The organism is Fervidobacterium pennivorans DSM 9078, assembly GCF_000235405.2.
Classification (GTDB): Bacteria; Thermotogota; Thermotogae; order Thermotogales; family Fervidobacteriaceae; genus Fervidobacterium; species Fervidobacterium pennivorans.
Genome location: NC_017095.1, coordinates 2043504 through 2058904 on the forward strand (window position 1 = coordinate 2043504; position 15401 = coordinate 2058904).

The following is a 15401-nucleotide window of genomic DNA, read 5'->3' on the forward strand; positions in this document are numbered from 1 at the left end:
TTATTCACCCTCCTTTTGGTGGTCCTGGAGGGATAATCTTTTATATACGATTCTCGGGAAGGTCTTTATATCTTCTCCACTCCAAATAATCAAGGTTCCAAGATTTTTTGTTGGCGTAGGTTCCACGCTTTCAATTCGAACATCTTCCGGCAAATGTACTTTAAACGTGGAGTTTGCAACAGAGTTCATGCGAATCTGTCCCATGTCAAAGATGTAGGTATCGTTTTTTGGTTGCACAATGCCTTTTAGAACGACTGTTTCGGTAATCTCTAAGATACTCGCATTGTTCTTTATGTTTGACTTAAAATCCAGTACTTCGATTTTCTTACCTATGTCTTTTGAGATTTCGCTGAAGTATTTTTTGAACGTTTCAAGAGATGTTTGTTCATATGTTGTTAGATACTCTTCTTTCTTTTTCTCACTCTTGAACTTTAAACCACTTAAGGTTGTTATCGTAGCAACATCAGTGTAGCCAACCAAAACATCAGAGTTGTAGTATTCAACGGTGAAGTTAGGACCTCTGAACATCAGAGTTATAACATCGGTAATAAGGAAGAAAAGAACTATGAACACAAGTAAATAAATCATTGTTTTATTTCCCATGTCACACATCCTTTCACCAATCGTTTCATTTAATCGAAACACCTGAGTTTATCCTTTTTGATAGACGTGTTTCATCAATTTTTTTGTTTAAATCGTTTATCACTTTCGTTATAGCATATATCACTATCAAAAATTCGAACCTTCCTGTGAACATTCCTATTATCAATGTCCACATGGCTGTTAATGGCATATTTGGAGATGTGACACCACAGCTAAGTCCAACACCATCCATAGCAGAAGCGAATTCAAACATCGAATTCAAAGCACCGTATCCGTGTAACATGAGTATAAATGAACCAATGACAAATGTTATCAGATAAAGTGATACGACAAGCAAAGCTTCCCGAATATTGTCATCGCCAAAGATAATTTGTTGTTCGCCTTTGAATATTATCTTTTTCCTCACCGTGCCTCTTGGCATAAGGAACCCTTTTACGCTATCGTGCAGAGTGTTCAGTATGACCCAAATACGGAACTGTTTGATACCACTCGATGTTGAGTCCATCATACCGCCAGATAGCATAAGTACTATTAGAATAAACATAAACGGCGAGAAAGCTATCCATTTCTCTTCATTTAACGGCAAAGTTTGGAAACCGGTTCCACTTACAGCCGAGACCGTTTGGAAAAGTATATACCTTAAAGCCTTTCCAAAGTTTTCGTAATACTTTCCTATAGCGTAAACAGATAAGACAATTGCTGAACCAAATGAAGAACTTATCAATAACCAAGGTTCGCCATTCTTTAAAACAGCCTTAATATTTCCTTTCCAGAACGCATAATGTATTCCAAATCCTGTTGCCCCGATAATCATGAGAACTATTGTGACGATTTCTATCGCTAGGTTATTGAACTCTCCTATACTACCGTTGCGAGTGGAAAACCCGCCAGTTGCTAATGCGGTCATCGTATGATTAAGTGCTTCAAACCAATTCATCCCGGATAGTCTCAAAGCGATTGTCCCAGCAATTGTGTAAGCAAAGTAAATTTCAAGTATCAGCTGAGCGGACCTTCTTATGTTCGGTACAAGATTGTCGGACCTACCTTCTGATTTATAAAGTCCTAAAGCCCTTGGACCCAAGACCATGCCCAGCATCAAGACAGCGAAACCTGCACTGCCTACGTATTGTGTAAATGACCTCCAAAATAAAAGAAGTTTAGACAATTTGGTTACGTCTGTGAACATCGTTAATCCTGTGCCAGTTAGTCCACTCACTGATTCAAAAACAGCTTGAGAAAACGAAAGATTTCCTAACAAAATATGTGGAATGGCGGAAAGTAGCGATATCATAACCCACGTGAAGATCGTAAGTACAGCTCCTTCTCTATATCCTATGGTTTCTATTTCTTCAACTCTCACTGCGAAACCAGTGAAGTATATGATAAAAGAAAGCACAGCAGTAATTAAAAAAGGATAAGCGTTTTTGATTTCTTCTGGATAAAAGATGCAAAATACCGTAGGAACTAAAGCCATAAACGCATATTGAAACATAACAAGCGTAAACGCTTTATATATTCTTAGATAGCTTTTCAGCATTTATAACAACCTCCAGAAAATTCGGTTGCTTCTACATATGTATTCCATTACCGATTACTGCAAAATTGAAGAGCGAAACAAGCTGTTTACGAGCTAAAAAATGATAGAACCTCCATACGCTTTTCTTCTCGGCACACAAGGACAATCTCGTCACCAGGTTCGAGTGTAGTTTCACCACGAGGTATCAAGAAATTATCGCCTCTTTTTATCCCTACTATGACCACATCTTCTGGCACGCTAAGTTCCTTAATCTTTTTATGGACGATATTTGAATCCCATGTTAGAGTGATTTCCAATATAGCTACACCTTTAGAAAATGTTTTCTCTTCAAGGTCACGTGTTATCTGGCTTCCGAAAAGCAATGGTTCCAAATTTCTCATAATCAAATCTGTTACACCAAGCGTTCTGATACCAAAGCGTTCAAATAAGTCGAGATTTTCAGAGTTGTTTAATAAAGTAACTACGTTCTTTACTCCGTAATATTCTTGAACCAAACGAGCGATAAAGAAATTTTTTCTGTCTCTTTCCATAAGTAGGACAACAATATCGTTTGGCTCAATCCCAAGCTGGTCGAGGACTTTTTTTGATGTGCCGTCCCCGTTGACAATTGTAGCATTAAGTGTCTTTGAGTATTCTTCACATAAATCTTGGTCTTTGTTAACAAAATAAACGTCGTAACCTTGTGCTATTAATCTTTTAGCAAGAAAGTAAGGGACTCGTTCACCACCAATAATTATTATCTTCACTGTTTTTCACCAACCTTTGGTTCAACGTGTTCAAGGATATTGTGTTCAAAGGTATCTACCGTTAAATCGATTGGTGAGATTACATCAATACCACTCTTTATGAAAAGTGGCACATTTTCTCTGTCATTTACAAGGGAGATAACCCTTGGAATTCCAAATATCTTTGCTCCAACCAACGATACAAAGTAATTAGTTGAATCGTCCTCTGTTGTTGTCACTAGTAAGTCCGCCTTTATAGCTTTTGCCCTTTCCATTGTTTCACGTTCGGTAGCATCACCTATAACTATAAAACCACCGTAATCTTCGGGCAGTAGGTCTAACGTGTTGGGATTTTTATCGACCACAGTGACGTTAAACCCTATTCTTGAGAGCCTGGTTGCAACTTCAAGACCGACTTTGCCACAACCGACTACGACAACATAAAACCTAAGCCCAACAGGTATATTTATGTTAATCGGACTCAAGTTCATCACCCTTTCGGTATCCCTTCATGTTTATATCTAATGCTTTTGCTGCGTTCCTATGACGCTCAGCCAGTTCAGAATTTCCACGCTTTTCGAGAATTTCTGCCATTAGATAGTGTGGTATCGGTGAAGATGGCATGAGAGAAAACATTGTTCTGACAATTTGTTCTGCTTTGTCCAAATCACCTGGAAAATTAGAATGTATTAATCCTTCAGCTTCTCTTAAGTATCTTTCAAATGACTCTTTCTTGTAGTCAAGCAAATCTTTGATTTTTCTCCGCAATTCATCCTGAGTGAAAGGCTTAGCTAAATAATCTACAGGCGCATATTTGCAAACTTCTGCAATGTTTTCGGGTGTTGCAAAAGCCGAAATAATCAAAACAGGTGTAAATATTCCTCTTAATCTTAATCTTTTTATGAATTCAATCCCATCAAGGTTCTCGTCATTCTCAAACTTGATGTCGGTTGTAATCAGATCGAACTTGTATCTATCACAAAGTTTCAGAGCGGTTTCAACGTTTTCTGCTTCGACTGGATTGCACTCGTAGGCAGTGGAAATCATTCGAACCAACAAGTTCCTAACGTGCTTTTCATCATCAACTACCAGGACATCTATCATCTTACTCGCCCCCTTCTTTGGAAATTATACCACTTCTTTGGAAATTGTACCACACCTTCGTTTTTTATGCACTCCCCGTGGTAGAATAAGGAAAGCTTTGGGATAGCAATTCATTGGAGGTGGAAGGTATGAAAGGGAAAGCTTTTGCAAATTTCTTGAAATCTGTAGTAGGTTTGCTACTTTTTGGATTTATGTTCAGTTACGTTTTAGATGCTGTAGGCTTCTCTGATGTGTTAACTCAGTACAAGGGTGGATGGGCTGATAAGGTTTTGTACATGATAATGATTGACCGTTTTAACGATGGAGAACCTTCCAACAATAACCAGGGAAAAGGTGAATACAACCCTCGTGACGGAGCGAAATACAGCGGAGGAGATTTGAAGGGTATCATCGATAAAATCGACTATATAAAAGGTCTTGGTGTCGATGGAATTTGGATAACACCACCTGTGGCTAATCAGTGGTGGGATCCATGGGTAAATTACGGTGGATACCATGGCTACTGGGCAAGAGATTTTAAAAAGGTTGACGAGCACTTTGGAACACTTGAAGATTACAAAGCGCTTGCAGATGCACTACACAAGAATGGAATGAAGTTAATCCAGGACATTGTTGTTAACCATGTTGGAAACTACTTTAGATTCAGAAACGGGAAATTCGAACTGAACACTGGAAGTATACCAACGTCAGCACCAACTCAATACCCGTTCAGTTTGAACAATTACAACGACCCTGAACAGAGGCAGAGAGCTATATACCACTGGACACCTGATATCAACAACTACTCAGACCCTGAGCAAAAACTCAACTACCAAATGAGTGGTTTAGATGACCTTAACACTGAAAACCCAGAAGTTGTTGAAGCATTAAAGGATTCTTATGCATACTGGATAAAAGAAGTTGGGGTTGATGGCTTTCGTGTGGATACAGCAATGTACGTTCCCAAATCCTTTTTCGACGAGTTTTTCAAAGGCAACGGAGAGATGTTCTCCTTGAAAGAAGACTTTATAGCCTTTGGGGAAACATGGCTTTCTTCAAAACCATACGAGAATGTATCTGACTTTGAGATAGCTTCCTACTTTGACCACGGTTTTAATTCTATGCTTGATTTCACCTTGATGGAAGAAATTAGACGCGTAATAAAAGGTGGTCAACCAACCGATTTTCTTGCTTACAGACTCAAGGTGCGAAACGAGACACTAAAAAAAGGTCTACTTGTGACATTTATTGATAACCACGATATGGAAAGGTTTGGAAAAGGTGCAACACCGAATATCACCATGCAAGCTCTTGGATTGTTGTTGACACTACCTGGAATGCCAGTTATATATTATGGTACAGAGCAGTACTTTGAAGAAACGCGTGCGAGTATGTTCAAAGGTGGATGGGGGTCGTTCGGTCAAGATCACTTCAACACCGAGAGTGATATGTACAAGTTTATCAAGAACGGTATCGAATTCAGAAAATCACACCCGGCAACAAGATACGGAGAAGTTAACGTGCTTTTGTCGGAAAAAAGAGGTGCAGGTTTGTTAGTTTATACATTGAAATCTAAAGAGGAGGAACTGTTCGTTGTTTTAAATACGGCGAACGATGCAAGGATAGCAAATTTCAAAACGGATTATGAGCCTGGAACAACCTTGGAACCTATTTACAATTTCAGCGGAGGCGTAGGTACTCCTCTTGTTGTAAAAGATGGAGGCTACGTGTCTTTGCGAATTCCAGCACGAACACTGACAGTTTTCGGTATATTAACCGAGAAATCGGAACTCTACAAAACTAACACAACTATCAGTTTGAACCTTTCAGACGGTGAAAAGATAACCGCACTGAAAGAAATAACCGGGACGACGAATGCAAAAGCGGTTTATGTTTACATAGACAGAAAAGTTGAGAACGAAATTAAGATAGAACCAACAGATGGGAAATTCGCATTTACAATAGATCCATTCAAACTCGACCCAGGTGAGCATGTACTACTTGTCAGGGCAGTTGGAAAAAACGTTAAAGATACAGTTTACACTGATGAAATAAGATTCATAGTTGAACTAGAAAAGAAATTGTTAGCTGAAACGAAAGACCCTCTCGATGATGACATAGGGTTTACAGGAACTTACGTTTACCCAACCGATGCAACATTTAAGCGGCAGATGGATATTGTTGAAGCGAAAGTTGAAAGCATTGGTAGTACGTTGGTAATTTCTATCAAACCAAGGGACTTAACAAAAACCTGGGGACCACCAAACGGCTTTGACCACGTTACATATCAAATATTCATCGATGACCCAACAAAGAAAGGCACGGGGGTTTTGCCTTTACAGAACTATGAGTTCGATAATTGGGACTGGGATTGGGAAGTTTTTGCAACTGGTTGGTCGAGTGCGATTTACACTTCACAAGAAGCATCAAAAGATAGATTTGGGACGCAGATAGGTTCTCCCGAAGTTTTTGTTGAAGATGGTTGGGTAAAGATAATCATAAAAGGTGACTGGCTTGGCAATCCTTCATCTTTCGAAGGATGGACAATATACGTGACTAGTTGGGACTACGATGGTATTGAAAACAAATTCAGACCACTCCAGCAAGAACCAAAAGCCTACATCATGGGTGGAGGGAATCCAACGGATCCACTAATAATGGATGACCTCTGGTTGGAAATTAAATCAAATCAAGATTGATTTGTAAGTAAACAAAGCCCGCCATCGGCGGGCTTTTTAGATTTTTTAGTTAGTGTTTTTCTTGAAAACCTTTGGAATCGTTGTCAAACTGAAAGAATATCCCTCTTTTACAATCCTGACCTCAATAAAAATTGCTACGTTCTTTTTTATGTTGCTTTCTTTAAGTATGAATTCAACCATTTTGTCCCCGTTTTCACTAAATTGTATTTGCAAATCTGTACTTTCCCATCGTGCCTTTCTGAAATCCAGCGTATCTGAAAGAGCAATCCATCCCTTTGCGTATTCTAACTCTTCAGATGTTCTAAGGATTATGCCGTTTTCGGTCTCTTTCCACGATATCTCTGGAAGTTTGTTTATTACAGACAGTGCAAAAAATGCTCTGAGAGTGTTGAAAAATTCAACCTGATTACTTACATTGTGTGCCTCATTTGGCATAACGTATGCATACCTTGGGATAGGTAAGTCGTAGAAATATAGCTGAGAAGAATCAACAACCCAATACGGGTCGTTCGTGCCTATAACGACAAGTTTTGGTATGGTGAGTTTATCTTTGTAATAGAAGGGGTCAATTGCCCTGACAATTTCTGGAACTTCGGTTTGGGAAGATTCAGCTATCATTCTCGTGAGGCCATACCTTGTGTAGTCTTTTATCTGTTCACTGAATGTTCCATAATGTTCGAGCTGTTTTCGCATTTGTGCGGGCATGTTTAGATTATCGTACACGATTGGAACTATCGCAAGAACTCTTTTTTCGATAGCACCTGTCAAATATGTTGTCCAACCTCTTTTGGATGCGCCAGTTACTAAAAACTTTTGAAGTTCGATTTGTAATTCTTTTTTGAGAAAGTCCTGAGCACAGTTCATCGTTGCAACGACAGCCTTTACCATGGGAAAGAGCAAGGGCCAATCTTCCTCGCCTGTTTCGAGGTATTTTGCTAAAGTGTAAGCAATCAGGGCATCTTCTTTGAGACCAAATAATGGTTGGTTTGGTACATCCCATAGTATCACAAACGGAGCGCCGATACTTTCAATAACGAGAGCGTATTGGCTCAGGCTTGCCATGGGATCTTTTGGTGCCGAACCAGATACCATAAGGATTCCATGGTTTTTGTAAGCTAGATTTCGTGGGATGTATATACCCACTTTGTGGTTCCATTCGATGCCTCTTCAGGTTTGACTCTTCACGTTCAAAACATAGAGCTTCCCTCTGAGAAGTGAAGTTGAGGAAGAAATTAGAGTATAAGCAGATGTATCTGAACTTTCCAGGTACTTTTCCAGAGAAACGGCAAAAGAATCATTGGGAGAAAGCAAGAAGAGAAAAGTGAGAATAACTAGTATCATGAGCCTATTTGCTGGACTTTTATTTTCCTGAGTTTTTGTCACTTTGCTCATCGTGTTCATCCCCCTTCTTTTCAGGTATCGTGATGATTATCTTGGTGCCTGTTGCCGGCGAGCTCTCTAAATCTATTTCACCTCCAAGCTTTTCAACAACCAATGTGTAAACTATGCTCAACCCAAGTCCTGAGCCAACACCTGGTTTCGTTGTAAAGAAAGGTTCGAATGCATGCTTTTTTGTTTTTTCGTCCATACCTTTTCCATTGTCTGTAAATGTTATCTTTATCACTTCTTTCCCTTCGTCAGTGACTATTTTTTCTGCTTTTATAAGTATCGTACCTTCTTCATTTTCATCGAATGCATGCATCAATACGTTGTCTATGAGATTAATCAAAATTTGTGCAAGTGCACCCGGAATGCTGTAGACGACCAAGTCGTTTGGTATTTCCGTATATATTTTTACATTTGACTTTCTAAGTTTCGGATACATAGCCCTTAGGACATCTTCTACTAACACTTTCAGATTCACAGAAGAATAGTTTTCGACCATCTCGCTTATAGCAACGCGTTTGAGACTCTGGACGAGGTCGATTATTCTTCTGATATTTCTGGTCATTATTTCCGTTAACTGGTATAAGACATCAACCTTGTCTAAGAATTCACTTTCGGTTAGTTCCTCTGAGAAGAATTTATTCTTCAAATCATTTAATGTGTGTTCAACTTCTGTTAGTGACGAGTAAATCACCCCGGCTGGTGTGTTAACATCGTGTGCTATATTTACCATCATCTTACCCAATGCCGCCATCTTTTCTGAGTTTATTATTTTACTTTGTGCTTCCTTCAATTCATTAAAAGCGGCTTCAAGTTCGTTGTTCATTTCATTGAGTTCGTCTACCATTTTCTTCAATCTTTCATTTTTTTCAACGTTTATGGCAAAAAGAATAATCACGACTGAAAACAAGATTGCCAAAGATGTACTGAGCGTTATTATCGCGTGGGAAAAACCTCTCAACCTGACGACATTGTTAGCTTCTTCAACTATCTCGGAATATGGAATGACTGCAACTACCGTAAGATTATATTTCGCAACTTTGCGAAATGTTGCGAATTTTTTAACTTGAAAAGTATAAATTCCTTCTCCTTTTTCATATTTCATTATCATTTCAGCAAAAGATTTTGTCCAGCGATTATTCGCTAAATCGAAGTTCCCAACATATTCTTCCATAGGATGTGCTACCGTTAATGTGCCGTAGAGTAACCCAGCGTAACCGGATTTTCCAAATTTTGTCTGCACTATCAATTTTTGGAGATCGTCTGCAGGATAAAGTCCTATCAAAATCGCTTTCGTTTTTCCATCTGGACCTTTGATTCCTACCAGAACGGCGATGTTTTTCTTTCCTTTGTATTCGTATAGCATGTATATATCATGCTCCTTTTCACCTGAAAAAATCATTTCAGTTACCTTAGTTGGTATAGACATCTTCACTAATCCGCCTTCGGAGACGACACGATTATCTTTCAACATAATAAATATTTCCAGATAACCTTCCAAACGCAAAGCGTTGTTAGCGTTTGCAACTTCCCTTTGCAGCAGCCGAATTGGTAATTCATCCATAGCGCCCTTGATGTAAATCGAAAAGTCATTATCTGCAGTGTATTTTACAAGGGGTCTCACTATTTGTTCTAAATATTTCTCAATATCTGATGTTATTTTTTCGACAACAGTCGTTTGGATTCGAGATATCAGATGGATTGCCACAGAATTAGCTAGCAGATGAGCTATAAGTATTACAATTCCCAAGGAAAGAATACTTGAAATCACAATAGCTATTATTAGACATGTTTTTTTAGATTTTAAAATCTTTAACAATCTATCGCCTCCATGCATTTTTAGTTTTTGCAACTTTTCCATAGGGTTTGACTATTTCTACCAATATTATATACCATGTGATATAATATCAAAAGAAAACAAAGTAATCAAACTGTCTGTTAACAAATTTGTGATTAGGAGGTGAACAGATATGGAAAACTTTGTTTTTCACAACCCAACGAAATTAGTCTTTGGAAAAGGAACCGTTGAAAAGATAGGTGAATATCTGAAAAAAGATGGGATAAGAAAAGTTTTGATGCTTTACGGTGGAGGTTCGATTAAGAAAAATGGTGTATACGAAAAGGTTGTTAGGTCGCTCCATGATAATGGTATAGAAAAAGTAGAGGTTTCTGGTGTTAGACCTAATCCTGTTCTTTCAAAGGTTCACGAAGCTATACAAGTTGCACGTGAGAATAACGTTGAGGCGATTCTTGCAGTAGGTGGAGGAAGCGTTGTCGACAGTGCAAAAGCAATAGCAGCTGGTTTCTATTACGATGGCGATATTTGGGACGCGTTTATAGGTAAGTACAATGTAAAGAAGGCACTTCCTTTGTATGTTATCCTTACGATGTCAGCTACAGGTACTGAAATGAACGGAAATGCGGTTGTGACAAACGAAAAAACTCAAGAGAAGTTTTACTTTAGCTCAAAACACGTCTATCCGGTCCTTTCGATTGTTGATCCGACTACACAATACAGCTTGCCAGCGAATCAAGTTGTGTATGGTGCGATAGATGCGATAAGTCATGTTATGGAGTATTACTTTGATGTTGCTGGTAGTGATTTAATTGATAGAATAGATGAAGGTATAATTAAAACACTGATGGAAACCACAGAGGTAATACTCAAAGAACCTGAAAACTACGAAGCTAGGGCAAACTTCTGCTTAGCTACAACGTTAGCACTCAATGGTTTGACAGGTTTGGGCACAACAGGTGGAGATTGGTCTTCTCACGAGCTTGAGCATGCTATAAGTGCGTTCAATCCTGATATCGCCCATGGCGCAGGTCTTGCAATTGTATTTCCTGCTTGGATGAGTTACGTTAAAGAACAGATATCTGAAAAACTTATCAAGTTTGGTAAGAATGTATTTGGTATGAGTGGCGAATTCTCACCAGATGATGTTATCAATCAACTTAAGAGTTGGTATAAGAAAATTGGTGCTCCTGTAACATTGAAAGAGGTTGGTATCAACAAGGAAGATATAGAAAAAATTACTCAACTTGCCAACAAACACGCGCCATTTGGAACAGTTAAGGAACTGAAGATGGAAGATATCAGAAAGATATACGAAATAGCCTATGAATAATCAAAGACATACTAAAAAATGCAAAGATGGGAGGTATTAGGAGTGCGAAAAACACTTGAGGAACTAAAAAGACTGAGCGTTCAGTGTCGTGGCGATATTCTGAAGATGACCTACGTAGCGAACTCCGGGCATCCCGGTGGGTCGATGTCTTCTATCGATATGCTATTAGCTCTTTATTCATTCGCCAATGTTTATCCACAAGACCCTTGGAATGAAGATAGGGATAGAATAGTCATAAGCCACGGCCACATTTCACCAGCTGTTTATTCAACTTTAGCAGCTTTTGGATTTGTCGACAGAGACGAAGTGATAGCGGGTTTCAGACATCCAGCATCTATATTTGAAGGACATATCACTCGTGGAATTCCTGGTGTGGAGTGGACCACGGGAAACCTTGGACAAGGCTTGTCGGCTGGTGTTGGTTTTGCTCTTGCTGCAAAGTATAAAAATAAGAATTACCATGTTTACGTAGTTATGAGCGATGGAGAAAGTGCTAAAGGGCAAGTTCAAGAGGCAAGAAGGACTGCAAGAAAGTATAAACTCGATAATTTAACGGTATTAGTTGATTACAATGACATTCAAATTAGCGGACATGCACATGAGATTATGTACGTCGATATAAAGGCAGAGTTTGAAGCAGCTGGTTGGAAGACAGTAGAGATAGATGGTCATGATTTTGAACAAATACTTGCAGCACTGAAAATTGCAAGGGATGATGGTCATCCAACGGCGATAATTGCTCATACCGTAATCGGTAAAGGTGTAGATTTCATGGAGGATAAACCTGATTACCACGGGAAGCCTTTAAACAAAGAAGAATTGGAGAAAGCGTTAGCTCAACTTGGTATTGAGAACGATGTTGAGAAATATTTAGAGATGCGCAAAAAATTACCAGTTGAGACTCACAAAAAAATAAAACTTTACTACGATGTGCGTTTGGATGCTGGCAAAGCCAGGGTATACGATAAAGCAACGGACAACAGGAGTGCACTTGGTAGGGCTATCGCAGACCTTGCTGTGATTAATGACAATGTGGTTGCCGTAGATTGTGACTTGAAGGGTTCTGTGAAATTGGATTTTTTGGACAAGGAAAGACCTGACAGAATAGTCGAAATAGGGGTGCAAGAGCATAACGCAGCTGCTTTGGCTGGTGCGATGTCTGCAGATGGCATTGTTACATTCTTTGCTGATTTTGGTGTTTTTGGGATTGATGAGACGTTCAACCAACACAGATTGAACGCAATCAACAACACAAACCTTAAGGTCGTTGTGACACACTGTGGAATCGATGTAGGAGAAGATGGTAAAACACACCACGCACTTAACTACATCGGTGCACCACTTGCATGGTATGGCTTCAAAGTGATAGTCCCAGCTGACCCGAATCAAACAGATAGGGTAGTTAGATACATAGCCAAAGAATATGGAAACTTCGTTGTCGCAGTTGGAAGAAGTAAAGTCGAACCAATAAGAAAAGAAGACGGAAGTCTGTTCTTTGATGAAAATTACGAGTTCAAATATGGAAAAATGGATATCCTGAGGGATGGAACAGATGGTGTGATATACGCTATAGGTTCCGCTGTCCCACATGCACTTAAAGCCCATGAAATTTTGAAAAGCAAAGGTCTCAATTTTGCGGTTATCAACGTGAGTTGTCCATATGATTTGGATGAAGAAGTGCTCAGAAAATACTCGAATTTTGTTGTCACGGTTGAAGACCACAACGTGCTGAACGGGTTAGGTAGTCTCATAGCCCAAAAACTTTTCGAAATGCGCATACTACCGGGTAGGTTCATCAAACTCGGCTTAGATGATTTCCCTGTTTCTGGTGATGCAAAACTGCTCTTTAAAATCTACGGACTAAGCGGAGAAAGGATTGCCGAAACCATCGTTTCAAAATTTCAATGAGCTGTGTTGTAAGATTGTAAAAGAAAGTGCGGGAGGGATACTCCCGCATTTATTTTTAATTTTTGGTGAAATACTTGGAATTTTTGGAAATTTAATGTATAATATTATCAGCAAAGCGTAGGAGTGGTTTAAATGCCTAGGAGTATGACAGGATATGCAAAGGTTCAAAGAATAATTGAAGATTACAAAATTACGTGCGAAGTGAAGACGTTGAATTCAAAGGGACTTACAATCGACGTCTCAATGAATTACTTTCTTAACTCGAAAGAGCTTGATGCCATAACAAAGATAAAAGAATACATTTCCAGAGGGAAAGTTAGTGCAAGGATTTGGGTGAAATTCATCAAACCAATCCAAGTTTCTGTTGACTACTCTCTGCTCAAAACATATTACGACGCGCTTTCCGACATCAGAGAGAATTTGAACATTCCAATGCCTGTTAGCTTAGAACATTTACTTACATTCAGAGATGCATTTCAATTTGAGATAAGTAACGAAGAGATTGAAAATGCTTGGCAACATGCGAAAGCAGTTTTGGAGGAAGCACTGATTGAGGTAGTCAAGGAGAGGAAAATCGAAGGTGAAAAACTAACAAAAGATTTGGTAGAGATGGTAGAAAAGATGCAGTCAATTGTGGAGAGAATAAACGAAAAAGCGGTGGAGATTCCAAAAGTAGTTGCGCAAAGGATTAAAACAAACACACGTGAGTTGCTACCTGATGATATAGAGCTTAATAGAGAACTTTTTGAAAGTGCGGTTGCACTTATCGCCGATAGAGCAGACATACGCGAAGAGCTTGTCAGGTTGGATAGCCATCTCAAAAGAACGCGCGAGTTGCTCTCGAAAGATGAACCCATAGGTGACATGCTGAATTTCATATCACAAGAAATCCTAAGGGAGTTCAATACGATATTATCAAAGAGCAGATTCACCGATATTACCAACCTCGCACTTGAAGGAAAATATTTGGTTTCCCAATTCAAGGAGCAGATAATGAATATCGAGTAACGATGCAACCGTGATTTTGAAAACATGTTCTATCAATCTGGGAGGTGTAGATTATGTTTGGATTAATCAACATCGGTTTTGGTAATGTCATTGCTGGTGACAGGGTTATCGCTATAGTCAACCCTGAGAGCGCTCCACTTAAAAGATTGAAAGAAGATGCAAAGAACGAAGGAAAACTCATAGACGCAACATATGGAAGGAAGACAAGGTCCATTCTCATCACGGACTCAAACCACATCATACTCAGTGCTATCCAACCTGAAACAATTGCGCAAAGATTTATCGAATCCATGGTTGAAATCGAAAAACAACTCGAAAAGATAAGAAAGGGCTAAGATTGGGATGGATGGTAAGGACTTTGATGTGCAAAACGAAGTCCATGCGGAAGGAATACTGTTTGTTATAAGTGGTCCGAGCGGTGTTGGTAAAACAAGTATTATTAGATCCGTTCTTGAGAGAGTTGAGCGAGTTGTCTTCTCCGTCTCGTGCACAACTCGAAAACAAAGACCTGGAGAGATACACGGAGTGGACTATTTCTTTGTGTCGCACGAAGAATTTGAAAGAATGATAAAAGAAAACAAATTTATCGAATGGGCAAAGGTTCATGACAACTACTATGGAACACCTGCGGAGATGGTCTACGATAACATAAGAAAGGGTTTGGATGTGATACTTGACATAGATGTTCAAGGTGCTTTAACTGTTAAGAAGAATTTTTCGGGTGCCAAGTTTATTTTTATTGCACCACCAAGTTACGAAGTTCTTAGAGAGAGGCTTAAAAAAAGGGGAACGGAAACAGAAGAGAAAATACAAAAAAGGTTAGAAACTGCCAAGAGGGAGCTTAAGTTCATACCAGAATTTGAATACTTAATAATCAATGAAGACTTAGAAGAATCGATAAGAAACTTGATGTCCATAATCTACGCAGAAAGATTAAAGTTTGAAAGGATTAAAAATACTTCCAAAGTGAAGCGGTTGATGGAGGAGGTGCAATAAGTGAGCCGACTTGTTATACAATACGACAAGCTTTTGGAAAAGATACCATACAAGTACGCAATACCGATAGTTGTTGCAAAAAGGGCAGAAGCGATAAACGATTTTGCCAAACCGTTTGTCACAACACCTGACAACTACTCTGTTAGCATCGCTTTCAAAGAACTCCAAGAAGGATACATTAGAATCAAAAACGAAGACGTCTTGAAAATACTTCTGCCTGATGTAAAATAAGGGATAAGTGTGCGCAGAGGAACCGGTTGGTTCCTCTGCGTGTTTTTAATAGTGTTGGCAATGATAAAGAATAGAAATAAAGTAAAACTTAGATTCA

General features: G+C 39.0%; 14 protein-coding genes. 7 read left to right on the top strand and 7 right to left on the bottom strand.

From position 1 onward, the window contains the following. The 5 genes from FERPE_RS09585 to FERPE_RS09605 form a co-directional block, all read right to left on the bottom strand. Entirely contained in the window at positions 1 to 603 is a 603-nt protein-coding gene (locus tag FERPE_RS09585; RefSeq protein WP_155804151.1) for a DUF4897 domain-containing protein, read from the bottom strand. A gap of 25 nt (positions 604 to 628) precedes the next feature. Continuing rightward, entirely contained in the window at positions 629 to 2140 is a 1512-nt protein-coding gene (locus tag FERPE_RS09590) for a TrkH family potassium uptake protein (RefSeq protein WP_014452428.1), read from the bottom strand. Positions 2141 to 2226: 86 nt separating this feature from the next. Next, positions 2227 to 2886 (bottom strand): potassium channel family protein, encoded by a 660-nt coding sequence (locus FERPE_RS09595; RefSeq protein WP_014452429.1) that lies wholly within the window; start codon positions 2884 to 2886, stop codon positions 2227 to 2229. Then, a complete protein-coding gene (locus FERPE_RS09600; RefSeq protein ID WP_014452430.1) occupies positions 2883 to 3356 on the bottom strand; it encodes a potassium channel family protein in 474 nt (157 codons plus the stop codon). The genes FERPE_RS09595 and FERPE_RS09600 overlap by 4 nt, the downstream gene beginning before the upstream one ends. Beyond that, on the bottom strand, positions 3337 to 3969 hold the full coding sequence (locus FERPE_RS09605) for a response regulator (RefSeq protein ID WP_014452431.1): 633 nt from the start codon (positions 3967 to 3969) through the stop codon (positions 3337 to 3339). The genes FERPE_RS09600 and FERPE_RS09605 overlap by 20 nt, the downstream gene beginning before the upstream one ends. Positions 3970 to 4097: 128 nt before the next feature. On the opposite strand from FERPE_RS09605, the gene FERPE_RS09610 reads away from it, so the two are divergent. Then, positions 4098 to 6647, top strand: coding sequence for an alpha-amylase family glycosyl hydrolase (locus FERPE_RS09610; RefSeq protein ID WP_014452432.1), 2550 nt, complete (start codon positions 4098 to 4100; stop codon positions 6645 to 6647). Between the two features lie 45 nt (positions 6648 to 6692). Here the strand turns inward: FERPE_RS09610 and FERPE_RS09615 are convergent, their stop codons facing one another. Further along, the gene (locus FERPE_RS09615; protein ID WP_082204758.1) at positions 6693 to 7808 is read right to left on the bottom strand and encodes a PhoPQ-activated protein PqaA family protein; all 1116 of its coding nucleotides are present in this window, start codon (positions 7806 to 7808) and stop codon (positions 6693 to 6695) included. Between the two features lie 199 nt (positions 7809 to 8007). Continuing rightward, positions 8008 to 9852 (bottom strand): sensor histidine kinase, encoded by a 1845-nt coding sequence (locus FERPE_RS10280; protein ID WP_014452433.1) that lies wholly within the window; start codon positions 9850 to 9852, stop codon positions 8008 to 8010. Between the two features lie 151 nt (positions 9853 to 10003). Between FERPE_RS10280 and FERPE_RS09625 the strand changes: the two genes are divergently transcribed. The 6 genes from FERPE_RS09625 (at position 10004) to FERPE_RS09650 (ending at position 15304) form a co-directional block, all read left to right on the top strand. Then, positions 10004 to 11161 carry an iron-containing alcohol dehydrogenase gene (locus tag FERPE_RS09625; protein ID WP_014452434.1) on the top strand — a complete coding sequence of 386 codons (1158 nt, stop codon included), beginning with the start codon at positions 10004 to 10006 and terminating at the stop codon, positions 11159 to 11161. Positions 11162 to 11179: 18 nt separating this feature from the next. Then, on the top strand, positions 11180 to 13069 hold the full coding sequence (locus FERPE_RS09630; protein ID WP_041262907.1) for a transketolase: 1890 nt from the start codon (positions 11180 to 11182) through the stop codon (positions 13067 to 13069). A gap of 132 nt (positions 13070 to 13201) precedes the next feature. Continuing rightward, positions 13202 to 14077, top strand: a complete 876-nt coding sequence (locus tag FERPE_RS09635; RefSeq protein WP_014452436.1) for a YicC family protein — start codon at positions 13202 to 13204, stop codon at positions 14075 to 14077. Positions 14078 to 14130: 53 nt separating this feature from the next. Continuing rightward, positions 14131 to 14412, top strand: a complete 282-nt coding sequence (locus FERPE_RS09640) for a DUF370 domain-containing protein (protein ID WP_014452437.1) — start codon at positions 14131 to 14133, stop codon at positions 14410 to 14412. 7 nt (positions 14413 to 14419) lie between these two features. Beyond that, a complete protein-coding gene (gmk, locus tag FERPE_RS09645; protein ID WP_014452438.1) occupies positions 14420 to 15073 on the top strand; it encodes a guanylate kinase in 654 nt (217 codons plus the stop codon). Continuing rightward, positions 15074 to 15304, top strand: coding sequence for a DNA-directed RNA polymerase subunit omega (locus FERPE_RS09650; protein WP_014452439.1), 231 nt, complete (start codon positions 15074 to 15076; stop codon positions 15302 to 15304). Positions 15305 to 15401: the final 97 nt, after the last annotated feature.